Below are 22,523 nucleotides of genomic sequence, written 5' to 3' on the forward strand. Positions count from 1 at the left end.
TGTCCTGACCCGCGGCCGACCGACTCATTCCGACGAATTTCGAACCAACCTGTGACGATTCGTTGACGGGGTCGGATTGTTTGTTGATGCTCTTTTCCACTGCGCCGGTGCAGCTTCCGCGTCGGGTGATGCGGGCTTCGGCGGGATTTGCCGGCAGGATTTGCGGCAGGAGAACGGGCGGGCGGATGTCGAACACGACGCTGTTCCTGATCGCCATCGTCATCATCATGCTGGCTGCCGTCCCGGTCGCCATGATGTTGAAGGATTTCCTGCCCAACATCATGGAGAAGAGCAGCGGCCTCGACCAGATCGAGAACCGCATCTACGTCCTGCATGCCGAGGCGCAGGATCTGCAAAACCGGGTGAACCATCTGGTCCAGCGTCGGAACAGCCAGTCTTCCGACCGCAACCGGCTGGAAAGCGATATCCGCAAGGCCGAAAAACAGGTCCGGGACCTGTCGGACCAGCCGCCGATGTTCGTGCATGAGGTCGGCGACCCGCAGGCCGGGCTGATGAAATTCGTCGCGACGGTGACGCAGGAGAAGGCGTCTGCCGCTGCCCGCGCCGCCGGTGAACGGGCGCAGGTCAACCCCATCTGGCGCTGCACGAACGTGGCCGAGGTCTGGGCGTCAAGCTTCGACGAGGCCAAGCAGTTGTGCGACGTGGCCTTCCCGTTCAAGATGGGTTTCCAGAAGACCTTCATGCGCGGCGATGCGCGGGCCGGGGGCAAGGCCGCCGGCAAGGGCGTGCCGACGCCGCCAGCCACCGCCCGGGCGAAGGCGGGTGCCGCCACATGATGATCAACTTCATCATCGTCCTGGCCATCGTCGCCATCGGTGCCTGGCTCGGCAACATCCTGATGAGCGTCGAGCAGCGGGTGTCGCAGGCGCGCCAGCGTGTCCGCGGTGTCCGCAGCAACCTCGACAAGCTGGATGCCACCATCCACCGCCTGCATCGGGAGGAGGAGACCCTCCATGCCGAGATCGAGGAACTGACGCGGGAGATGGTGGAACTGCGCAGGAAGCAGGTGGAGGTGCAACAGCGCGTGACCGAAGCGCAGTCGAAGCGTCGTCCGCAGATCCTGATCCTGACCGACCGGCGCAATCCCGGCGACAAGGAATGGCTGGTCACCGTGGTGAACCAGCAGATCGGCGAAATCGATGCCGCCCACCCTCTGGCCGTCGAATGGGCACGGGGGCGCCAATATCTAGTCTGGGCGGAGTCGGACCGCGAGGCTGGCGAACGCGCCAACCGCCGCTTCAGCGCCCGGCCCGGCTATCAGGTGAAGTCGGTGACCGCGGTGAAGGACGATCTCTACAGCGCCAGCCCGGCCCAAAGCGCCGCGTAGAAAAGCACCGCGCAGACATCGAAAAGCCCTTCCTCCGCCGGGGAGGAAGGGCTTTTCGCAAAGGTCCGTCTCAGCCCGTTCCCTGGCTTCAGCGCGCCTTGGCGGTGGCCGGGGTCTGGCGGAAGGCGTCGTGCAGGTAGGGCGACAGCGACTGGCGCATGTTGCGCAGCCATTCGTGGATGATGATCAGCGAACGGGAGGCGACCGGCGGGGTCATGCCCAGCTTCACCAGATCCTCGCGGGTCATCGTCGCCACCTGATCCAGCCGGTGGCCGGTCAGGCGCGCCCAGGCCGGGGCGGTGCAGGGCTGCATGGAGATGACCTGCAGGCCTTCGCGTTCCACCATCTCCGCCTTGCGGCGGGCATACTGGCTGTCCTCCAGTTGGGAGAACGGGCCGGAGAAGCCGTTTTCCACCAGGACGCGCTTGGCCTTCGGGGCGATGGTTGCCACCCGCTCCAGCGTCGTCATGCCGGTGGACAGCGAGGCGAGATCGACGGTCACCGGGACCATGAAGGTCAGCCGTTCGCCTTCGCCGACGTAATAGTCGAAGCCCGACACCTCGGCCCAGTTGAAGAACCACTGCGAGATGTTGCCGCCGAAGTCGTACAGACGGCCGCCGCGCTGCAATTCCGGCCCGATCAGGTCCCAGAACTCGTAGAAGCCGTCACCCGAGCCCATCATGTTCATGAAGTCCTGGGTGATGCGGCGGTGTTCGACCACGTCCGGGCCGAACAGGCGGGCGAGACGCTCGTTCACCTCGTACTCGACGACCTTCAGCTGCAGGCCTTCCAGCATGGCGGTCGCCATCAGGTGATGGGACAGCAGCGTCTTGCCGACGCCGCCGCGGTCATTGAGGACGAAGATCGTGCCCAGCATGCGATCGCCTTTCCAGTATGCGTTTGTTGAGTCGTCTTGGGTCATCGTGGCAGGCATCGACGGGGATACAGGAGAGCCGGTGCCCCGCGCAACCGTCGCGGACGTCCGATGGGAAGCCGGCTGTGGTTCCGGCCTGGTCATTGCGGGTTCGGGAGGCGTTTCATCCTCCCCGGTTCCGGTCTCGTCCTCTGCCGGCCGGTCTTCGGCAACGGCGTTCGCCGGTGCGAGCAGGTCCAGGGCAGGGGAGGCGGGTTGTGAAGGTTCCTCGACCGCCTTCTCGACGGCCTTCGGGGCCGGTTCGCCCTCGTCGGGCACAGGCTCTTGCGTCGGCGGCGCTTCCGCGACGGCGTTCGCCCGAGCATCCTCGCCATCAGGCTCGCCACCAAGCTCGGCCGTCTCGGTCAGCGCTATTTCTGCATCGGAGTCGGCAGCCTCCGCCACGGGCTCGTCGACGGAGTCGCCCCCGTCATCCTTTTCGCCGTCCTTCGCAGGGCGATCCTCATCCGGGTCACCCTCATCCGCATCTGCGGTCTCTTCCTTCAGGCCGGCGGACAGGGCGGCTTCATGGACGGCTGCCAGGGTCTCGGCAGGAAGGGCTGCGGCGCCATGGTCGCCGGCGGCCTCGCCACGCCCTTCGTTTCCAACCAGGAAGAAGGCGGAGCGCAGGGTCACGGGCGAGATCGGCTGGCTGTCGCGGGCAGTCACCCCCAGCTTGGCCAGCAGATCGGAGATCTCGGCCCAGGACAGGCCGCGCTCGCGCATCAGCCCGATATCGGCATAGCTTTCGCGCACCGCCTGCATGGCGCTGCGGTTGCCAGCCGGGCGATCGGCAAGGAGCCGTTCAAGTTCCGAGCGGTCGATCGACACCGTATGGGATTCCGGCAAGATGAAATGGCGACGGGGAAGCGCCTGGATGTTGGATCGCAAGGAATCCATTCCCCTGGGGCCGAAAAAATAGTACAAGCGGCCATCACGCGCAAACGGTTTCCAAACGACATCAACGGCGCTAAACAGTGTTGCCCGATCGGGAACCCATCGGTAACGCCGGGCAACTTCGCCGACGCTCCGGCAAATGACGCCATGACGTTGGCTTTTGGAACCGCCTGTCGGTTGCGCGGGTTGCCATAAGGGTGGGCGCCGCCGTTCCCGACGGGTCGGACGTCTACATCGGGCTGGGCTTGGAACCGGGGTAAGGCCAGGATGCCTCACGATTTTGGTTCGTCACGCGACCGGCGATCCGCACCCATGCCGGGGGCGGGCATCGGCTTTCACGAGTTGCGGCAAGCATGTGAAATCTCCGCATTGCGCGAGGATCTGGAGCGGCTGGCCCACGAGGCCGGCGCCCTCCGTGATGGCGTGGAGCAGGCCGTGGAGACGGTGCGCGACCGTTTTGCCGCGCTGACCGCCGAGGAAATGGCCGATCCCATGGTGCTGGCGCCGCTGCTCCAACTGGCGGTCAAAACCCTGCTGGAAATTCACGAACAGGCCCGGCAGTTGAACACCCAGACCGGCCCGCTGTCGGATGACGAACGTCCGTCCTGGTTGGGAGCCGCCGACGCTCCCCGCCTGCGGCAGCCTGCCGCAATGGCCTGGGGCGCGCCGGGCGATGACGACATGTCCGACGGTTGGGGCAGCGGCGACGCGCTGGAGCGGAACGATGAATCGCGTCAGGCCGATGGCGCGCCGCCACGTCCGGCCGACTTGCCGGCCCGACCATCCCAGCTGGCTCTAGCGCCGTCGGCTTCGCAAGCCTCTCCTTCTCCCGCCCCCCTGGCGCCGACCCTGTCGCCGGCTGCGCCGGTACATCCGTCCAGCCCGGCCTCTCCGTCATCGGCTCCGGCGTCCCCCCGAACCGCCGAAGGGCAGGCGTCCTGGCTTGCCAGCGAACCGGTGCCGCCACCGCCGCCATCCCGTGCGGCGACGGCACGGGCCACCGCCAGCGCTGGGCAAAGACCCAAGGGTGGAATCGACTGGCTGGGTCCAGCCGGACGCTGACATCAGCAAATCAGGATTTGGACAGACGTTTGGAGGTGCTGCGACTTGCAGCGCTCGCACCCCTTTTGCGCTCAACGCAAAAGGTCAGATTCTGAACGATTGAGCTTGCAAATTCGGGGAGGTTCTAGTACAAACGGCGTATCGGTAAATGAAATTTTACCAAGATTCGCCGCATACCGCGCAACAGTTGCAACGTCCGAGGTCGGTCGCATGCTCCGGATCGACGCCATCGCCAAGCAGCATCTGCCCCATCGCACCCGTACGCCAGGGCAGCCGTTGCGCGTCATTCTGGTGGAGCATGATCTCGGCATCGCCGACGCCCTGTCGGTGGTGATGGCGGATCTGGGGCACATTGTCTGCGGCGTTGCCCGGACAGAGTGTGAGGCGGTCGATCTGGCACTGCGCGAACGTCCGGATCTCGCAATGACCGATGCGCATCTCGGCGGCGGGGACGGCATCGCGGTGGCGCGCCGGCTGAACCTGGACCACGGACTGCGGTCCATCTTCCTGTCGGGCAACAGCGACCATGGCACCATGGCGCGCATCACCGAGACCTATCCATTGGGTGTGGTGCACAGGCCCTTTTCGCATGCACAGCTGAAGATCGCCCTGGATCTGGCGGCGCGCCGCCTGCGCTGATCAGCGCCGCTTGACGGGTTTCCAGCGCTAAGCCGAAGGATTCGGTTTTCCCGCGCCTGTTCCTCTGCTATATTTGTTCATGGAGTGTTCTGGTTCGGAGCGGCGGGGCGAGTGCGCCGGTCCGAACATCGCCGGAGCATTTCCGACGGCGGTTGACCGGCGTCGGTCCCTCGTGCTTCGTTGCGCGGGACCGGGGGGATGGTCGCCATTGAACAGCCGGCCCTGCGAATGGGAACCCTCGGCATCTGGGTGCCTCCGCCGGGCATCCTGACGGGTCGGCATGGATGCTGGGACACTCGCGCTTAGGAGCAACGAGCGATGAATGTTTGGACGTTTACGGGACGCCTGGGCGCGGACGGCGAATTGCGCACGACCCAGAGCGGCGAGAAGGTGCTGGGTTTCCGCGTCGCCAACGATGTCGGCTTTGGCGAGCGCAAGACGACTCAATGGGTCGATTGCTCGATCTGGGGCCGTCGCGCCGAGTCGCTGGCTCAGCACCTGACCAAGGGCAAGAGCGTCGTCGTTTCGGGCGAAGTGACCCTGCGCGAGTATGAAAAGCGCGACGGCACCCGCGGCGCCGGCCTGTCGGTGCGCGTGGCCGAAATCGACTTCACCGGCGGCGCCCGTGAAGAGGGTGGCGGCGGCAGCTTCGGCGGCGGTGGTGGCTACGAATCGCGTGGCGGCGGAAGCGGCGGCGGCTATGGCGGCGGCAGCGGTGGTGGTGGTGGTGGTGGCAACTACGGCGGCGGCTCTTCGGGCGGCAACCGTGGCGGCGGTGGCGCACCGCCCCGTCACGAGGATCTCGACGACGAGATCCCGTTCTGACGCGAGCCGCCGAAGCGGTGGGTTTCATCGGCCGGATGCCAGTCATCCGGCCGATTTTTTTTCGGCGTCCGGTAAGTCAGATCGGCAAGTCAGCCCGCCAGCATCGCGCGCAGCCGCGGGGCCATATGGTCCAGAAAGGCCCGGACTCGGCGAGGCGCACGGTCGCGGCCGGTATAGACGGCATGGATTTCCTCGGTATCGACCAGTGCGTCGTCCAGCACCGCGACCAGCCGCCCCTCGCGCAAATCGTCGCGGACGTGGTATTCGGCCAACCGCGCCAGCCCCAGCCCCAACAGCGCCATATGGCGAACCGTCTCGCCATTGTTGGCCAGGATGCGGGTCGGCACCTCGCGGTCCACCAGCCGTCCGCCGGACTTCAGCGGCCAGACCGCGGCGGCACGGCGGAAATTGAAGCCCAGACAGTCATGGGCCTCCAGATCTGCCGCGGTCATCGGCACGCCTTTGCGGTCCAGATAGGCGGGGGAGGCGACGATCCTCCGCCGGACGACGCCCAGCCGCTGGGCCAGCAGCGCCGAATCGCTCAAGGGGCCGGCGCGGAAGGCGACATCGACACGGGCGGCGTAGAGGTCCACCACCTCGTCGGTCATCGTCACGTCCATCGTGATGCCGGGATGGTCACGCAGGAACTCAGGCAGCAGCGGGAGCAGGCAATGCTGGCCGAACGGCACCGAGGCGTTGGCGCGGATCAGTCCGGTCGGCGCGCGGGCGCCGCCGGCGATCTCCGCATCCAGCGCGTCCAGTTCCGCCAGCAGCGTCTGTGCCCGTTCCCGATACAGTTCTCCCTCGGCGGTCAGGCGCAGCTTCCTGGTGGAGCGTTCGACCAGCCGCACACCCAGCCGTTCTTCCAGCCGACCGACCAGCTTCGCCGTGGATGACGGTGTCATGCCGACATCGCGCCCGGCGGCGCTGAAGCTGCCCTGGGCGGCAACCCGCAGGAAAACCCGCATTTCCCAGGCGCGCGAGTCGCTCATTCCGGCATCTCCATCCTTACCTTGTCCCTGAATGACAAAATCATGCGAAACGGGCTGGTATTCCCGTTCCCGACCTTATGGCGCACATCGTCTCCCCAGCACAGTCCTTCTTGGAATGGAGACTTTGGAAATGCCACTAGCACTGCTGGCGCTGGCGATCAGCGCCTATGCGATCGGGACGACGGAGTTCGTGATCGTCGGCCTGCTCCCCACCGTGGCGAATGATCTGGACGTCAGCCTGCCGCTGGCCGGCATGGTGGTCAGCGTCTATGCGCTGGGCGTCACATTCGGCGCGCCGATCCTGACCGCGCTGACCGGCCGGGTGCCGCGCAAGCCGCTGCTGCTCGGACTGATGGGCGTATTCGTCGCCGGCAACCTGCTGGCCGGCATCAGCCCCAATTACGAGACGCTGCTGGTGGCGCGGGTGCTGAGCGCCTTCGCCCATGGCGTCTTCTTCTCGGTCGGTTCGACCATCGCCGCCGATCTGGTGCCGGAGGACCGGCGCGCCTCGGCCATCGCCATGATGTTCTCCGGCCTGACCATCGCCATCGTCACCGGCGTGCCGCTGGGCACCTGGATCGGCCAGACCTTCGGCTGGCGCGCCACCTTCCTGGCGGTGTCGGCGCTTGGCGTCGTCGGCGGGCTGGGCGTCGCGGCGCTGGTGCCGGCGCGGCTCAGCCAGCCGCCGGCCGCCGGGCTGGGCACGCAGCTGGGCGTCTTGGCGAAACCTCGGCTTCTGCTGGCCTTCGCCATCACCGCGCTCGGCTATGGCGGCACCTTCGTCGCCTTTACCTTCCTGGCGCCGATCCTCGAGACGATCACCGGCTTCTCGAACTCGACCGTCAGCCTCGTGCTGGTTCTGTACGGTGCCGCCATCGCGGTCGGCAATGTCGTCGGCGGCCGGCTCGCCAACCGCCGGCCGGTTCGGGCGCTGGCCTGGCTGTTCGCCTTGCAGGCTCTGATTCTGATCGTCTTCACCTTCACCGCGGACGCCAAGGTTCCGGCGCTGGTCACGCTGGCCGGCATGGGGGCGCTGGCCTTCGCCAATGTCCCGGGCCTTCAGCTTTATGTTGTCCAGCTGGCGCAGCGTCACGCGCCGGAAGCGGTCGATGTGGCGTCGGCGCTGAACATCGCCGCCTTCAACCTGGGCATCGCGGCGGGCGCCTTTTTCGGTGGGCAGGTTGTTTCCTCCCCGCTCGGTCTCGGCGCCACGCCGTGGGTTGGTGGTCTGTTCGTCCTGGGCGGTCTCGTCCTGACGCTGGCGAGTGGTGCGCTCGACAGGCGGGAGACCGACCGCCGGACAACTGTTCCGGCGGCCTGCTGAACCGGCTTGCCGTCAAACCGGGTCCGCCTCCAGCGTCAGCGTATCGAGCAGGAAGCTGCCGTCTTCGGTGATGTCGAAATGGGTGCGGACCTCCGCCGCCGCACTGCGCTGGAGCGAGCGGATGGCCTGGGCGTGGAGGTCCGGGGTGCGGGTGCGGGCGGTCCACACCGGGAACTCCATGCGCAAACGACGCGGCGTGAGGGATCGGACAGCGAAGCCCGCCCGTGCCAATGCCGCCATCCATTCAGCCGCTGTATAGTTGCGGACATGCGACGGGTCGCGCAGCACCTCGACCACCTGCAGATGGGTGTCCAGCACGGCAGCGGCCGGTGCGATGCAGTCGATGAAGACCGCAATCCCGCCCGGCGCCAGCACCCGCCGCGCCTCCCGCAGTCCTGCCTCGAAATCACGCCAATGATGCGCGGTGAAGCGGCAGAGCACGACGTCGAACCGGCCATCCTCGAAGGGCAGCCGTTCGGCGGGCGCCTGCCGGGTGGCGATGTTGGACAGGCCGCGCTCCGCGGCGGTGCGGGCGACCACCTCCAGCATCTCCGGCGTCAGGTCGACGGCCACGACCTCCGCCACATGGGGAGCGGCGCGGTAGCTGACATGGCCGCCGCCGCAGCCCAGATCCAGAACCCGTGCAGCGGACCGTCCCCGCAAAGCCTGCTCGATCTGGTCCAGGTCGGCACCGCCGGCATGGACGGCACTGGACACATAGGCATCGGCCCGCGGGCCGTAATTCTCGGCAACGACGCCATGGTGAGTCCGGGTCATGGGGGGCTTCCTTGCAATTAGGGGGCTGATGTGGCGAGCGTCGCGCCATTCGTAACCGGGTACAAGGCAGGTGGTTATCCTGGTATAAGCACTGCCACCATGATCCGCACACCCGCCTCCACCGGTCAGGCCCCCGTCGATCCAACGGCCGACCGCCGCCGCCTGCTTGCCTCCTTTCTGCGGCGCCACCGCGAACGAATCGCTCCGGCAGAGGCCGGTGTTCGAACGGGCTCCGCCCGGCGGAGAACACCCGGCCTGAGGCGGGAGGAGCTGGCGCAGCTCTGCGGCATCAGTCCGACCTGGTACACATGGCTGGAACAGGGCCGTGACGTTTCTGTTTCTCCCGCGGCATTGGCGCGTCTGTCGAATGCGCTGCACCTGACCCCGGCTGAACGGGCCTATCTGTTCGAACTGACCCGCAAGCGCGACCCGGACATGCCGGCAGCGGGACAGGCGGACGGCCCCCCGCCGTCGCTGCTTGCGGCGCTGATGGCGATGACCGCGCCAGCCTATCTCCTCGACCGCTGCTGGAGCGCCGTCGGCTGGAATCCCCGGGCGGAGCGGCTTTTTTCCGGCTGGCTGGCCGGCGCCGAAACCAATCTGCTGCGCTATGTGTTCTTGGAGCCGTCGGCCCGCGATTTTATTCAGGATTGGGAGAATCGTGGCCGCCGGCTGCTGGCGGAGTTCCGCGCCGAAACGGCCCGGCACCCGGACGACCCGGCGCTTCGGCAACTGGTCGACGAACTTCGGCAGGCCAGCCCGTTGTTCGCCCGGCTGTGGGAGGACCAGAGCGTTCTGGAGCGCGAAGGCGGTCTGCGCCGATTCAATCATCCGCTGGATGGTGCCCTGACGTTGGAGCAGGTGACCCTGCGTCCGGGAGACCGATCCGCTTACACCTTGGTCATGCTGGTCGAGCCAACTGCGAACGAGGTCGCGGAGATCCAAGAGTAAGGCTGCCGATCCGGCTGCCCTTCGCCGTTTGGCCCCTGATCGCTCACACTTCAGGAGCGCGGTTCGTAATTTTCTGCCGCGAGCCATTGCAGAAAAATGCAATTGCATGTTTTTCATACCCTGGGGTTGTGATACCCTGAGGCTGTTTTCGTTCAGCTTGAGCAATCTTAAAAGCATAATACGAATCACACGCGTCGAGCTGAAAACGAACGCAACAAAAATCAGGGGAAGGCCTATGGCGCGCTTTATTGCGGGTGGTTCAACCGGGGTTAACACCGACAATATCTACATCGCCGATCTTCTGTATGCGCAGATATCCGGCGCAAACAGCACCTACATTGCAGCGAACTATGGCGGTGGTGCGGTCACCGAGTTTTATGGAAATTTCGCATACAATTCGACAGGCACCAATGTGGTGGGAGGAACAATCTCCACCATACGTTCACTTTCGAATGGCACGCCGACCTATACGGTCGATAATCTGGCGGTGCCCGCAACCACCTTCCTCGGATGGCTGTCCAGCAGCCAGAACAGCACCGCGCGCTCCATGATCCTGTCCGGTTCGGACACGATGTTCGGATCGGAATTCAACGATACGCTGCGGGGCTATGCGGGGAACGATACCATTCTGGGTGGCGGTGGATCGGATCTGCTTGATGGTGGGGCTGGAAACAACGTTATCGACGGTGGGGCCGGCGACGACACTGTCCAGCGCAGTTCCAGTGCGGCATCCAGCACCACCTTCAGCTATGGTGGGTCCGTCTACGTATACGACTCGAATGGCTACGACCAGCTGATCGGAGTCGAATACATCCGCTTTACCGATCAGACGGTCGCAACATCGAGCGTTTCCACGTTCGATCCGGTATCCTATCTGGCGGCCAACCCGGACCTTGCGGCAGCGCTCGGCGGGAACAATGCTGCGGCGGTGAGTCATTATCTGAGCGCCGGGATCCGCGAACGCCGGTCGACGACCTTCGATGCCGCGGGCTACCTTGCGGCAAATCCCGATCTGACCTCTGCATTCGGTACGAACATGGCAGCGGCCACCCAGCATTACATCAATGCCGGACGTTTGGAAGGTCGCAGCACCAGCTTCAACGCGATGAGCTACATCGCCGCCAATCCGGATCTCATCCAGGCATTTGGAACGAACACGACCGCTGCCGCGCTCCACTATGCCACGGCAGGACGGCTCGAAGGCAGGTCGACCACGTTCAATGCGTCCGCCTATCTTGCTCGTTACTCGGACCTCCAACGCATGTTCGGTACCAACCAACTGGCTGCCGCGACGCATTATGTGACATCGGGGTATCGCGAGGGACGGTCTGCCGCCCCGCTGACGACCTCCACCAGCCGTTCCGCACAGCTTCTGGCATCCGAACAGTCTTCGGCTTCGCTGGCCGCTGCTCTTTAAGGAAAGAATGGCTCGGGAGGCCGGCAAAGCCAGCGCTCCCGAGCCATCTGCCTCCGGCCTCGATCCCCCGGTACAGAATGGATGACATTCTGTACCGCTGAGACCAGCGCCGACCCCGGAAGGGGTCGCTATCGGTGAGGCCGCCAGAAACGCGAAAACCCGCCAAAGGGCGGGTTAGAAATTTGCTGAGTCAACGATTGGAAAAGTTGGCTGGGGCGGCAGGATTCGAACCTGCGGATGGCGGTACCAAAAACCGCTGCCTTACCACTTGGCGACGCCCCAACCGGCGCGGCGATCTCTCGTATCGCCGGAAGGAGCGGCACCATAATCGGAAGCCCGGCCGAACGCAACAGGCTGTTTTCAGAAAATTTTTGCGGTCAATCGGCTCTCCGCGAGGCAGCTCAGCGACCCTCCCGGCGCCATGCCATCAGCAGCCCCCCCAGCACCAGGGCCAGCACCGCGCCAACCGGCAGCAGCGGCACGTCGGTCACGCCAGTGACGGTATAGTCGCCGTTGGCGCGCAGGCCGATCCAGCCGGACCCGGTCTGGCTGCGGTCGGGCTGGGTGCGGCGCACATCGATGCCGGGATTGGGGCCGGTGTCGGTATCGGTCACCCAATGGATGCCGCCGCCGGTCGCCTCCGCCACCGGCTGCATGCGGTCGCCGGTGGACCTCACGTCAGCCAGTTCCGGCGTGTTCACAGCACCCACCACCGCCAGTGTTGTCCGATCCCCATCGGAGATGCGGTAGATGCCAGGGGCCGCGGCGGTCACGGTGGCGACGGCCCGGCCGGTGCGGTCGTCGGCCAGTTGGAGCGTGCTGGTCTGGTCGGACGGATCAGTGATGGTGACGGAACGCGGATCGGGCGTCAGGGAGCGACGCTCGACCGTGATGCGGTTGCCGTCCACATGGGCGCGCAGGTCGTTCTCCTCCAGCTCCGGTTCCTTCATCAGCCAGTGGGCGAGGCGGCGCAGAAGCTCCGCCTGCGGACCGCCGCCTTCGAAGCCGCGGCTCCACAGCCAGATCTGGTCGGAGGCGAGCTGCGCCACCCGGCCCTTGCCGACACGGTCCAGCACCAGCAGCGGGCGGTTGCCGGCGCCCTGCATCACCACGGTGCCGCTGTTGGGCGTCACATCCACCTGATGGAACCAGCGGCCCCAGCTCGGCGCCGCGTCCAACCGGTCGCCGGGCAGTCCGGCGGTCACCGGATGGCGGCGGCCGACATCGGTCACGGTCGGCAGGAACGGGCTGTCCACTGTCTGGCCGCTGGGCGCCGCCGGCAGGATCGACCCCAAAGGCGTGCGGTACAGCGACAGCGGCCCGGCAAAGCCCTGGCCGGAGGTTTCCAGCAGGGCGCCGCCCTTGCGGACATAGTCGGCGATGTTCTCCAGATACATCTGCGGCAGCACGCCACGGCGGCGGTAGCGGTCGAAGATGATCAGGTCGAACTCGTCCAGCTTCACCTCGAACAGTTCGCGGATCGGGAAGGCGATCAGCGACAGCTCACGGATCGGCGTGCCGTCCTGCTTCTCCGGCGGACGCAGGATGGTGAAATGGACAAGGTCGACGGCGGGATCGGCCTTCAGCAGGTTGCGCCAGGTGCGCTCGCCGGCATGGGGCTCACCGGACACCAGCAGCACGCGCAGCCGGTCGCGCACGCCGTTCACCACCACCGCTGCGCGGTTGTTGGCAAGGGTCAGCTCCTGCTTCGCCGGCTCGACCTCCAGTTCCAGGACATTCTGACCGCCATGGGTGATCGGCAGGTCGACGCGGACGTCGCGGCCGACCGGCACGCGGATGGTGCTGGGCGCGCCGCCGTCCTGGCGCAGGGTCACCGCGGCGTCGGCGGACTGGCGGCCGGGCATGTCGTCGACCCGGATGGTCAACTCGACCGGCTTGCCGACAAGGCCATAGTTCGGCGCCTGCACGATGGCGATGCGGCGGTCGCCCTCGTCGCGGTCGCCGGTCAGCAGGGTGTGGATCGGGCCGATGTCGGCCAGCTTGCCCGGCACCTGCGGAACGTCATGCACCTGACCGTCGGTGATGAAGACGGCGCCGGCCATGCGGCGGCGCGGCACATCGGCCATCGCACGGTTCAGCGCATCGAACAGATGGGTCTCGTTGATGGTGCCGCCGGTCTCGCCGCCCTCGGCGCTGCGGACGACGCGCACCTCGAGGTCGTTGAAGCGCTTCAGCCGCTCGGTCAGCTGCTCCGCCGCCCGTTCGGTGCGGGCGCGGCGGTCACCGATCGCCTGGCTCGGCGAATCGTCGATCACCACGATGGCGACGTCCTTGATCGGGTCGCGCTTCTCCTGGACCAGCGAGGGGTTGATCAGCGCCAGGGCCAGAACCGCCACCGCCAGCAGGCGCAGCCATGTGCCGCGTGCCCGGCGCGCCGCCGCGATCAGCACCACCAGCAGGGCGAAGCCGAAGAGTGCGCCCAGCACCGGCCAGGGCAGCAGGGGCGCCAGCGCCACGGAAACGCCGGAGAGCAGATCGACGGGCATCACTGGCCGAGCCTTTCCAGGATGGCGGGCACATGGACCTGATCGGCCTTGTAGTTGCCGGTCAGCGCGTACATCACGAGGTTGACGCCGAAGCGATAGGCGATCTCGCGCTGACGCTCACCGCCGGGGATGACCGCGAACATCGGCTGGCCGTTGCGGCCGACCGCCCAGGCCGATGCCCAGTCGTTGCCACCGATGACGACGGAGGACACACCGTCATTCGCCGGCCCCTCCCGCGCTTCGATCCACAACTGCCCGCCGGCGTAGCGTCCGGGGAAGTCGGTCAGCAGGTAGAAGGACTTGCGCAGCACATGATCCTGCGGCACCGGGGCCAGCGGCGGGATGTCCAGCCCCTCCACCAGCCGTTGCAGAACGGCCGGACCGCCGCCGGGCGCCTGATCGCGGGTGTCGAACAGGATGGTGCCGCCGCTGCGCATATACTCGTTCACCCGCTGGCGCGCCTGATCGGACAGGGCTTTCTGCCGATCCGACACCGGCCAGTAGAGCAGGGGATAGAAGGCCAGCTCGTCCTGTTCGGGATCGACGCCGACCGCTCCGGCCGCTTCGACGGCGGTGCGCAGGCCGAGCACGCTGACCAGCCCCTCAAGCCCGGCGCGGGCGGTGTCGTCGACGCTGCTGTCGCCGGTCTGGACATAGGCAAGGTAGGTCTCCGCCGTCACCTTGACCGCCTTGTCCTGATCGAGCGCGCGGGCGGGCTGCGGTGCTGAAGACAGCACGAGGGCCAGCAGCAGGCCGGCCGCCGCTCCGCCGGCGCCCCGCCTCAGGGTGGGCGGGCGCAACAGGCCGCGCAGGGCCAGCGCGATCAGCAGGTCGATGGACAGCAGGGCGAGGGCCGCCGCCAGCAGCGACGGCTTCAGCGGAACCTCGCCACGACCGCCATAGCCGTCGCGGCCCACGCCGGCCGGCATCGGCGGCAGCGGGTCGATGGCGGTGACGGCGGCGGACAGGTTCAGCGCGCGCCGGGCGTCGTCGGTGCCGTAGAACCCCGGCGGATGGCGCGGTCCGATGACATCGGCGGCGGCATTGCCGGGGATGGGAAAGGCGGTGGGCGGCGGCGCAACCAGCCGGCCGGTGCCGTCCAGCAGCTCGACCGGATCGAGCGAGGCGGTGGCTGCCGTCCCCGTCACGCCGCCGCTGAGCGCAACCAACCGGCGCAGCATGTCGACGAACAGGCCCGACAGCGGCAGGTTCGACCAGTCCGGGCTGGCTGTGGTGTGTACCAGCACGATCCAGCCGTCGCCGCGCTTCTGCGAGGTGACCAGCGGTGTGCCGTCGGCCAGCCTCGCCCAGGTGCGGTCGGCCAGATCCAGCGCGGGTTCGGCGAGCACCTGCCGGTTCACCTGGACATCGGGCGGGATGGTCAGCCCCTCGAAGGGCGATTTTGGCGGGAAGGGCTGGAGTTTTGCCGGCTCCGACCAGGACAGGGCGCCGCCAAGCGCGCGGTCACCGATGCGCAGCCGCTCCGGCACCAGCGTGTCGGCATGCTGGGCCAGACGCGGGCCGGCGAAGCGGACCAGCACGCCGCCCTTCTTCACCCAATCCTCGATGTCCTGAACCTCGGTCCCGGTCAAGGCGCCGATGTCGGACAGAATCAGCACGGCCAAGTCCCGCTTCAGCAGGTCCAGCGTCTCGCCGCGCCGCACCTCGTTGTAGGGCGACAGCGCGCGTTCGAGATAATAGAGATCGGACAGCAGCGGCTGGCTTTCCCCCTCCGCCCGGCCGGACGCGAGACCGACGGGGCGGCGGCGCCAGCGCTCGTCCAGCAGGACGGTGGCGCCGGCGGTGGTGTCGCCTTCGACCCGCAGGCTGGCGGCGTCGTTGCGCAGCTCGGTCGGCACGTCCAGCCGCACCTCCCGCACCTTCTGGCCCGGCTCGAAGGTGACGGTCTGGCGGGTCAGCAGCCGGCCATCGGCAGCGGCGAGGCGGACGGTCACCGGCTCCGGCTTCGACGGATCGGCGCGGACGACGCGGGCGGTCAGCGCCGTGCCCTCGCTGGAGGGCGGCAGCAGCAAATGAGGGGGATGCTCGGCGGAATCGTCGAGAACGTCGGCGGAACCCAGCCGCTGCAATCCGGCGGCGAGAGCGGCGGCCTGTTTGTCGCCGACGCCGTCGCTGAGCCACACCGCATGGATGGAGCCGCGCCCGTTGGCCTGCGTCGCCACCGCCTTCAAAGCCTCCAGCGCTGCGGCACGGTCGGTCGGCCAGGGCAGGGGAACCATCGCCTGGGCCAGACGGCGAGCCTCGGGTGCCGGCAGGACGGCGCTTGCATGGATCGGTTGCCCGTCGGCGGCCGGGGCGGTGGACAGCAGGATCACCGGCCGCTGCTGGCGGTCGGCCTGGGCGATCAGCTCGTCCATCGTGCGCTTGCGGGTTGGCCAGTCGCGCCCGGCCGCCCAGCCATTGTCGACCACCAGCAGCAACGGCCCGCCGCCGGGCAGCGCCGCCCGCGGGTTCAGCAACGGACCGGCCAGGGCCAGGATGATCAGCGCCGCCACGATCAGCCGCAGGAGCAGCAGCCACCACGGCGTCCGGGCCGGCGTCTCCTCCCGCGCAATCAGGTCGCGCAGCAGGCGGATGGCGGGAAACTGGATCGCACGCGGGGCCGGCGGCGTGACGCGCAGCAGCCACCAGAGGACCGGCAGGGCTGCCAGTGCGGTCAAGACCCAGGGGGCGGCGAAGGCAATCGGTCCGAGACCCAGCATTGGCGCGTCTTCACGAGGGGGAGGGGCGAGAACGGATAGGCCGGCGCGTCACACCGCCTCCATCGCCATCGCACCCCAGAGGGTGAGCAGCGCGGATTGCGGCGAACGGTCGGTGCGATGAACGGCGAAGCTCCAGCCGGCGGTGCGGGCAAGCGCCGCCAGCCCGTCCTGCTGCGCCTTCAGACGCTCGCGGTAGGCGTCGCGGACGGCCTCGACACGGGGAACCAGCAGATTCTGTTCGCCTTCCAGGCCGTGGAAATCGACACGGCCGTCATAGGGCAGCGTCTCTTCCGCCGGATCGAGGATCTGGACAAGATGGCCGCGCAGGCCCCGGCCGGTGAGACCGGCAACGATGGCGTGGATTTCCGGCAGGGGGGACAGCAGGTCGCCGAACAGAACCGTCTGCGCATGGCGGGGCAGCGGTTCTACCCGCGGCAGCGGATCGGGCGCGGCGGCGGCACGCGGGTCGGTCATCAGCCGGGCGATGCGGTCGATGGCGGTCTTGCCATGGTCGGGCCGCACGCCGCTGTTCAGCAGGGCTACCCGCTCGCCGCCGCGGGCCAGCAGCACGGCGGTGGCGAGCGTCAGCAGATCCGCCCGCTCCCGCTTGGTCGGCAGCCCGGCGACGGAACGGAAATCCATGGAGGCGGAGCGGTCGCGCCACAGCCAGACGCTCTGCGCCGCCTCCCATTCATTCTCGCGGACATAGACAGGCTGGGTCTTGGCCGACTGGCGCCAGTCGATCATCGACGGCGCGTCGCCCGGCTGGTAGCGGCGGAACTGCCAGAAGGTCTCGCCCAGACCGACGCGGCGGCGCCCATGCACCCCCTGGGCGACGGTCGCCGCCACCCGTTCCGCCGCGACCAGAAGCGGGGGCAGGGCGGATGCCAGCTCCTCCGCACGATGCCGCGCCAGCAGGGTGTTCGACAGCTGACCCGGCGGCTGGCCTTTTTGCGGGGAGTTTGGGCTTCGCGGCATTGCGGCTCCGCTTCAAGGGGTCAGGCCAGGGGCGCGCAGAGGCGGTCGATGACGTCGTCCAGCGTCACCCCGTCGGCCCGCGCGGCGAAGTTCAGCGCCATGCGGTGCTTCAGGATCGGCTTGGCCAGCGCAACGACATCGTCCAGCGACGGCGACAGGCGGCCGTCCAGCACTGCACGGGCGCGGGCGGCGAGCATCAGCGACTGGCTGGCGCGCGGGCCGGGGCCCCAGGCGACATGCTGGCGCACCTCCATCAGCTCCGACGTTTCCGGCCGGCCGCGGCGGACGAGGTCGAGGATGCCGTCCACCACCCCTTCGCCGACCGGCACGCGGCGGACGAGGCGCTGTGCCGTCTGCAGATCGGCGGCGGACAGCACCGTCACAGCGCGCTCGTCGGTCGAGCCGGTGGTGGCGATCATCATCCGCCGCTCGGCCTCGCGGTCCGGATAATCGACATCGATCTGCATCAGGAAGCGGTCGAGCTGGGCTTCCGGCAGCGGATAGGTGCCTTCCTGCTCCAGCGGATTCTGGGTGGCCAGCACATGGAAGGGCTGGGGAAGGGGATGGTACTGGCCGGCGACCGACACCCGGTGCTCCTGCATCGCCTGGAGCAGGGCCGACTGGGTGCGCGGGCTGGCGCGGTTGATCTCGTCGGCCATCAGCAACTGGCTGAACACCGGACCGGGCAGGAAGCGGAAGGACCGGCGGCCGTTCTCGCCCTCCTCCAGCACTTCGGAGCCGAGGATGTCGGCGGGCATCAGGTCGGGCGTGCACTGGATTCGCTTTTCGGCGAGGCCCAGCACGGTGCCCAGCGTTTCCACCAGCCGCGTCTTGGCAAGACCGGGAACGCCGATCAGCAGGACATGGCCGCCGGCCAGCAGCGTGACCAGCGTGCGGTCGATCACCTCCTGCTGGCCGAAGATCACGCGGCCGATGCGGTCGCGGACGGAGGCAAGGCGGTCGCCCAGCGCCTCGATCTCCTCCATCAGCCGTTGCGGGTCCTCCGGCACGGGAGGCTGCCCCCTCAGGATGTCCTGTGCGCTCAAGGTCTGCTGCTCCCCGATGGTGGGCCTATCGGTGTCATGGTCGCAGGATTCCGCGACGCGAAACACGGGATCCGCATGGTTGGCCCTGTTCCGGCACCTTGTCGACACCCATTTTCCAATTCCCGCCGCCGGATGTGCCGCCGGACGGGTGGTGGCGCCAGGACCATTGGAGTGGACCTAGCGGCCGAGTGTGGCGAAAATGCGCATGTCCGGGGACAAAACGGTTCCCAATTCCATGAAGGTCGGTAACGCGATGGCGAATGACAAGCGCTCAGATGGACAAACCGCTCCGGAGACGCCGCCGGATCTGCCGTCCGACTTGCCGGTGGCGCTGGGACGGACGCCGACGCTGGAGCAGTACGACATCCGCATTGCGCGCGACGGCACCTGGTTCCACAATGGCGATCCCATCCGCCGGATCGAGCTGGCGAAGCTGTTCTCCACCGTCCTGAGGCGCGACGACGACGGCGATTACTGGCTGATCACTCCTGTCGAGCGCGGCCGGATCGTCGTGGACGACGCCCCGTTCGTCGCGGTGGAGATGACCGTGGCGGGCAGCGGAGCCGATCAGGTCCTGTCCTTCCGTACCAACCTCGATCACTGGGTGGAGGCTGGCCCCGAACATCCGATCCGCGTCGCCGTTAACCCTGAAACCGGGGAGCCGGCACCCTACATCGAAATCAGAAGCCGGCTTGAGGCGCTGATCCTGCGGCCCGTGTTCTACGACATGGTGGAGCGCAGCGAGACGCGCCAAACCGAAACCGGCGAGTCCGAGGTGGGTCTATGGAGCAACAAGGTCTTCTTCACGCTGGGCAGGCTGCCTGGCGACTGAGCCTGGAGGAAGTCCGCCGGCGCTTGCCGGCGATGAGCACCGATGCGGCGGTGGAGAGTGCCGTCCGGTCGAACCGGACGGCACCGAAGCACGCCGCCAAGATCCGGGGCGATCACGACCTCAATCCGGAAATGGGACAGCCTTCCACGCTGCGCGAGGCGGCGGTGCTGGTTCCGCTGGTCGACCGGCCGGAGGAACTGACCGTCATCTTCACCCAGCGCACCGCGACGCTGAGCGCCCATGCCGGCCAGATCAGCTTCCCCGGCGGCCGGATGGAGCCGGAGGACGGTACTCCGGAGGAAACCGCGCTCCGAGAAACGGCGGAGGAGATCGGGCTGGAGCGTGGCCGGATCGAGATTGTCGGCCGGTTGGACACCTATGTCACGCGCACCGGGTTCCGGGTGATGCCGGTGGTCGGGGTGGTGACGCCGCCCTTCATCCTGACGCCCGACCCGACCGAGGTGGCCGAGGTGTTCGAGGTGCCGCTGTCCTTCATCCTCGACCCGTCGAACCCGCAGCGCCACAGCCGCGAGTTCCTAGGCAAGCCGCGCTGGTTCTACGCCTTCCCCTATCCGCAGCGCTACATCTGGGGGGCGACCGCCGGCATGCTGGTGAACCTGCGCGACGTGCTGGGTGCCGCCGCCCGCGAAACGGGGGAGGGGGCGGACTGACAATGCCAAAACCGACGGCCCCAAACCCGACGGCGGTGGAATGGGGACCGGGAATCGGATAGCGTCGCGCGCCATGATCGTTGCCGCACGCCTGTCGCCCCAGCCCTGGATGACCGCCCCCGAAAGCCTCGCGCTGTTCGCTGCCCTGGCATCGGGCGGTGCCGACGCGCGTTTTGTCGGTGGCTGCGTGCGCGATGCATGGCTCGGCCGGCCGGTGAAGGACATCGACATCGCCACCCATGCGCCGCCCGAGCGGGTCATGGAACTGTTGGAGGCGGCGGGAATCCGCGTCATCCCGACCGGCATTGCCCATGGCACCGTCACCGCGCTGTGCGGCGGCAAGCCTTATGAAATCACCACGCTGCGGCGCGACGTGGAGACTTTCGGCCGCCATGCCCGCGTCGAATTCACCGACGACTGGATCGAGGACGCCGCCCGCCGCGACCTGACCATGAACGCGCTGAGCTGCACGCCGGACGGCGCGATGTTCGACCCGTTCGGCGGTCTGGCCGATCTCGCCGCCGGACATGTGCGCTTCGTCGGCGAAGCCCGCCGGCGGATCGAGGAGGATGTGCTGCGCCTGCTGCGCTTCTTCCGCTTCCATGCCCATTATGGCCGCGGCGAACCGGATGCCGAGGCGATGGCCGCCTGTCGCGATCTGGCGCCGCGCCTGCCGACGCTGTCGGGCGAACGGGTGCGTGGGGAGCTGTTCCGCCTGCTGACCGCCCCCTGCGCCGCTTCGGTCTGGCGGCTGATGATGGGGCAGGGGATCATGGTCCATCTGCTGCCGGAGGCGATGGACACCGACAGGCTGGAGCGGCTGATCGCGATGGAACGCGATCTCGGCCTGACGCCCGACCCCACCCGCCGGCTGGCCGCCGTGCTGGACAGCGACCGGCCGGGCGCTCTCAGGGCTGCCGACGCTCTGCGCCTGTCCAACCACGAGCGCGACCGCCTGCTGGCCCTGGTCGAACCGCCGGTCGCGGTGGCGCCAGCGGACGACCGTAAGGCTCTGCGTCAGGCGCTGTACCGCGTCGGCGACGCGGAGCTGTTCGGCGACCTGCTGCTGATCGCCGCCGCCATCCATGACGGTCCGCTGGATCTGGGCGCGTTGCGCAAGGCGCTGTCGGTGGCCGACGACCTGCCGGGCTTGAAGCTGCCGATTGCCGGTCGCGACCTGCTGGAGCTTGGCGTTCCGCGCGGCCCGCGCGTCGGCGAAACGCTGAAGCGCGTCGAGGCCTGGTGGATCGCCGAGGATTTCCAGCCGGACCGCGACGCCTGTCTTGAAATGGCGCGTGGCCTTCCTGATCAGACGTCGGGCCGTTCGGCGTAGCGGCGGCAATGCTCCAGATAGGCCGCTTCGTGACCGACGATCAGGTCGACGATGCTGGACCACAGCCAGGACGGAGCATCCAGGCTCTTGGTCCGGTTGCGGGCCAGTTCGCCGCGCCATGACTTGCGCGTCGCTTCGTCCATCTGGCGGGCATGGGCCTTGCCGACCACGGCGGCCAGATAGAAGGCGACGCGGGTCGCTTCCTCGCGCGTCAGATGATCGAAGTCGAGCTTGATGTCCTGCGGCAGCAGCTCGCGCAGGAAGACGGCGCGGTCGAGCAGGCGGGCAGGGCGCATGCGGTCGCCGAGATAGGGCGAGAGATTCTGCGCGCCGGTCACCACGCGTTCCGCATTGTCGCGCGGCATGCCGTTCTTGGCGGCACGCGGTGCTGCGGCCTGGACCGCCTCCTTGATGTCGATCAGGCTGAGGCCGCCCTCGTCGTAATGACCCTCTCCGACGCCGAGCAGCACCGCGATCCGCAGCCGGCCGAGCGAACTGCACCCCTTCACCCAATAGGCGGCATCCAGCAGCTCGATCCGGTCATTGTCGTCGCGGGAGTGCAGGGCGGTCACCAGACGGCGGACCTGATCCTTGGCGAACAGCTCCTCGACGGCGGCGCGCTCCTCTTCGGTCAGCGGCCAGAACCGCTTGCCGAGCGGAATGGTCGGTCGGATGTCCTTGATGCGGTCCTTGGCAAGATGCTTCCAGGTGCGGCCGATGGCCTGACGCATGCCGACGCGGACGACCGACGGCCTCTTCCGCACCGCATCGCCGCCCAACTCTCCGTCGAGGGTCATCATGTAGCCCTCGATCATCCGCTCCAGCATCAGCGCCGTGGTGACGCCGGGCAGGTCGGAACCGCGCGCCGCGGTGGCGAGCGACAGGCCGAGCCGGATCAGGTCATGGGCGGGATTGCCGACCACCGTCTGGTCGACATCGCGAATCTGGATGCCGATCCGGCCCTTGGCATTGGCGACCGGCCCGAGGTTACCGACATGGCAGTCGCCGCAGATCCAGACCGGCGGACCGTCGGGGACCTTGCCGCTGGACTTTTCCAGCCATTCGTAAAATTTCACGGTGCTGCCGCGCACATAGGCGTGAGCGGATTCGGCCATCTTGAGATTTCGACGCTGTGACAGGACCGCTTGGCGCTGATCGGGCGGGGTGGGCTGGTTTTTCGACGACATCTTCCATCCGGATCCGAAGTTGCGAGGCCGGAAATGGGCAATGCACCGTCCGTCCGCCATGCCACAACCGGCCAACCCACAACGACCCAGCCATGCATGCT

General features: G+C 67.6%; 19 protein-coding genes and 1 tRNA gene. 11 read left to right on the forward strand and 9 right to left on the reverse strand.

Annotated elements, in window-relative coordinates; translation table 11 throughout:
* Positions 1 to 185 precede the first annotated feature (185 nt).
* Together ABNQ39_RS04685 and ABNQ39_RS04690 are read left to right on the forward strand one after the other, a co-directional pair.
* Positions 186 to 797: a hypothetical protein gene (locus tag ABNQ39_RS04685; protein WP_376959241.1), complete on the forward strand. Its 612-nt coding sequence runs from the start codon at positions 186 to 188 to the stop codon at positions 795 to 797.
* The gene (locus ABNQ39_RS04690) at positions 794 to 1,348 is read left to right on the forward strand and encodes a hypothetical protein (RefSeq protein ID WP_376959242.1); all 555 of its coding nucleotides are present in this window, start codon (positions 794 to 796) and stop codon (positions 1,346 to 1,348) included. The genes ABNQ39_RS04685 and ABNQ39_RS04690 overlap by 4 nt, the downstream gene beginning before the upstream one ends.
* 88 nt (positions 1,349 to 1,436) lie before the next feature.
* Here ABNQ39_RS04690 and ABNQ39_RS04695 read toward each other — a convergent pair whose 3' ends face one another.
* Positions 1,437 to 3,092 (reverse strand): hypothetical protein, encoded by a 1,656-nt coding sequence (locus ABNQ39_RS04695; RefSeq protein WP_376959243.1) that lies wholly within the window; start codon positions 3,090 to 3,092, stop codon positions 1,437 to 1,439.
* A 378-nt stretch (positions 3,093 to 3,470) separates the two neighbouring features.
* On the opposite strand from ABNQ39_RS04695, the gene ABNQ39_RS04700 reads away from it, so the two are divergent.
* The 3 genes from ABNQ39_RS04700 to ABNQ39_RS04710 all read left to right on the forward strand — a co-directional run bounded on the left by ABNQ39_RS04700 (position 3,471) and on the right by ABNQ39_RS04710 (position 5,684).
* Entirely contained in the window at positions 3,471 to 4,220 is a 750-nt protein-coding gene (locus tag ABNQ39_RS04700) for a hypothetical protein (protein ID WP_376959244.1), read from the forward strand.
* Between the two features lie 210 nt (positions 4,221 to 4,430).
* A complete protein-coding gene (locus ABNQ39_RS04705; protein ID WP_376959245.1) occupies positions 4,431 to 4,859 on the forward strand; it encodes a response regulator in 429 nt (142 codons plus the stop codon).
* A 318-nt stretch (positions 4,860 to 5,177) separates the two neighbouring features.
* Positions 5,178 to 5,684 carry a single-stranded DNA-binding protein gene (locus ABNQ39_RS04710; RefSeq protein ID WP_376959246.1) on the forward strand — a complete coding sequence of 169 codons (507 nt, stop codon included), beginning with the start codon at positions 5,178 to 5,180 and terminating at the stop codon, positions 5,682 to 5,684.
* An 89-nt stretch (positions 5,685 to 5,773) separates the two neighbouring features.
* Here ABNQ39_RS04710 and ABNQ39_RS04715 read toward each other — a convergent pair whose 3' ends face one another.
* Entirely contained in the window at positions 5,774 to 6,676 is a 903-nt protein-coding gene (locus ABNQ39_RS04715) for a LysR family transcriptional regulator (RefSeq protein ID WP_376959247.1), read from the reverse strand.
* Positions 6,677 to 6,806: 130 nt separating this feature from the next.
* Here ABNQ39_RS04715 and ABNQ39_RS04720 point away from each other — a divergent pair, with 130 nt between their 5' ends.
* On the forward strand, positions 6,807 to 8,000 hold the full coding sequence (locus tag ABNQ39_RS04720) for an MFS transporter (RefSeq protein ID WP_376959248.1): 1,194 nt from the start codon (positions 6,807 to 6,809) through the stop codon (positions 7,998 to 8,000).
* A gap of 12 nt (positions 8,001 to 8,012) precedes the next feature.
* Here the strand turns inward: ABNQ39_RS04720 and ABNQ39_RS04725 are convergent, their stop codons facing one another.
* Entirely contained in the window at positions 8,013 to 8,777 is a 765-nt protein-coding gene (locus ABNQ39_RS04725) for a class I SAM-dependent methyltransferase (protein WP_376959249.1), read from the reverse strand.
* Between the two features lie 30 nt (positions 8,778 to 8,807).
* Here ABNQ39_RS04725 and ABNQ39_RS04730 point away from each other — a divergent pair, with 30 nt between their 5' ends.
* Together ABNQ39_RS04730 and ABNQ39_RS04735 are read left to right on the forward strand one after the other, a co-directional pair.
* Positions 8,808 to 9,728 (forward strand): helix-turn-helix transcriptional regulator, encoded by a 921-nt coding sequence (locus ABNQ39_RS04730; RefSeq protein WP_376959250.1) that lies wholly within the window; start codon positions 8,808 to 8,810, stop codon positions 9,726 to 9,728.
* A 235-nt stretch (positions 9,729 to 9,963) separates the two neighbouring features.
* Positions 9,964 to 11,145 (forward strand): hypothetical protein, encoded by a 1,182-nt coding sequence (locus ABNQ39_RS04735; protein WP_376959251.1) that lies wholly within the window; start codon positions 9,964 to 9,966, stop codon positions 11,143 to 11,145.
* A gap of 207 nt (positions 11,146 to 11,352) precedes the next feature.
* Here the strand turns inward: ABNQ39_RS04735 and ABNQ39_RS04740 are convergent.
* The 5 genes from ABNQ39_RS04740 to ABNQ39_RS04760 all read right to left on the reverse strand — a co-directional run bounded on the left by ABNQ39_RS04740 (position 11,353) and on the right by ABNQ39_RS04760 (position 18,339).
* Positions 11,353 to 11,427, reverse strand: a tRNA-Gln gene (locus ABNQ39_RS04740).
* Between the two features lie 119 nt (positions 11,428 to 11,546).
* Complete coding sequence (locus ABNQ39_RS04745; protein WP_376959252.1) at positions 11,547 to 13,652, reverse strand: hypothetical protein; 2,106 nt, start codon at positions 13,650 to 13,652, stop codon at positions 11,547 to 11,549.
* Positions 13,652 to 16,375, reverse strand: coding sequence for a DUF4159 domain-containing protein (locus ABNQ39_RS04750; RefSeq protein ID WP_376959253.1), 2,724 nt, complete (start codon positions 16,373 to 16,375; stop codon positions 13,652 to 13,654). Before ABNQ39_RS04750 ends, ABNQ39_RS04745 begins: the two co-directional genes overlap by 1 nt.
* A gap of 48 nt (positions 16,376 to 16,423) precedes the next feature.
* The gene (locus ABNQ39_RS04755) at positions 16,424 to 17,353 is read right to left on the reverse strand and encodes a DUF58 domain-containing protein (RefSeq protein ID WP_376959254.1); all 930 of its coding nucleotides are present in this window, start codon (positions 17,351 to 17,353) and stop codon (positions 16,424 to 16,426) included.
* Positions 17,354 to 17,373: 20 nt separating this feature from the next.
* The gene (locus ABNQ39_RS04760) at positions 17,374 to 18,339 is read right to left on the reverse strand and encodes an AAA family ATPase (RefSeq protein ID WP_428846398.1); all 966 of its coding nucleotides are present in this window, start codon (positions 18,337 to 18,339) and stop codon (positions 17,374 to 17,376) included.
* A gap of 295 nt (positions 18,340 to 18,634) precedes the next feature.
* Between ABNQ39_RS04760 and ABNQ39_RS04765 the strand changes: the two genes are divergently transcribed.
* From ABNQ39_RS04765 to ABNQ39_RS04775, 3 genes are all read left to right on the forward strand, one after another.
* Complete coding sequence (locus ABNQ39_RS04765; RefSeq protein ID WP_376959256.1) at positions 18,635 to 19,231, forward strand: DUF1285 domain-containing protein; 597 nt, start codon at positions 18,635 to 18,637, stop codon at positions 19,229 to 19,231.
* 32 nt (positions 19,232 to 19,263) lie between these two features.
* Positions 19,264 to 19,902, forward strand: a complete 639-nt coding sequence (locus ABNQ39_RS04770; RefSeq protein ID WP_376959257.1) for an NUDIX hydrolase — start codon at positions 19,264 to 19,266, stop codon at positions 19,900 to 19,902.
* A gap of 73 nt (positions 19,903 to 19,975) precedes the next feature.
* On the forward strand, positions 19,976 to 21,235 hold the full coding sequence (locus ABNQ39_RS04775; RefSeq protein ID WP_376959258.1) for a CCA tRNA nucleotidyltransferase: 1,260 nt from the start codon (positions 19,976 to 19,978) through the stop codon (positions 21,233 to 21,235).
* Here the strand turns inward: ABNQ39_RS04775 and ABNQ39_RS04780 are convergent.
* A complete protein-coding gene (locus ABNQ39_RS04780) occupies positions 21,211 to 22,422 on the reverse strand; it encodes a DUF2252 family protein (RefSeq protein ID WP_376959260.1) in 1,212 nt (403 codons plus the stop codon). The two genes, ABNQ39_RS04775 and ABNQ39_RS04780, sit on opposite strands and share 25 nt — an antisense overlap.
* Positions 22,423 to 22,523 lie beyond the last annotated feature (101 nt).

The sequence above is a fragment of the Azospirillum sp. A26 genome (assembly GCF_042604635.1).
Lineage (GTDB): Bacteria > Pseudomonadota > Alphaproteobacteria > Azospirillales > Azospirillaceae > Azospirillum > Azospirillum palustre.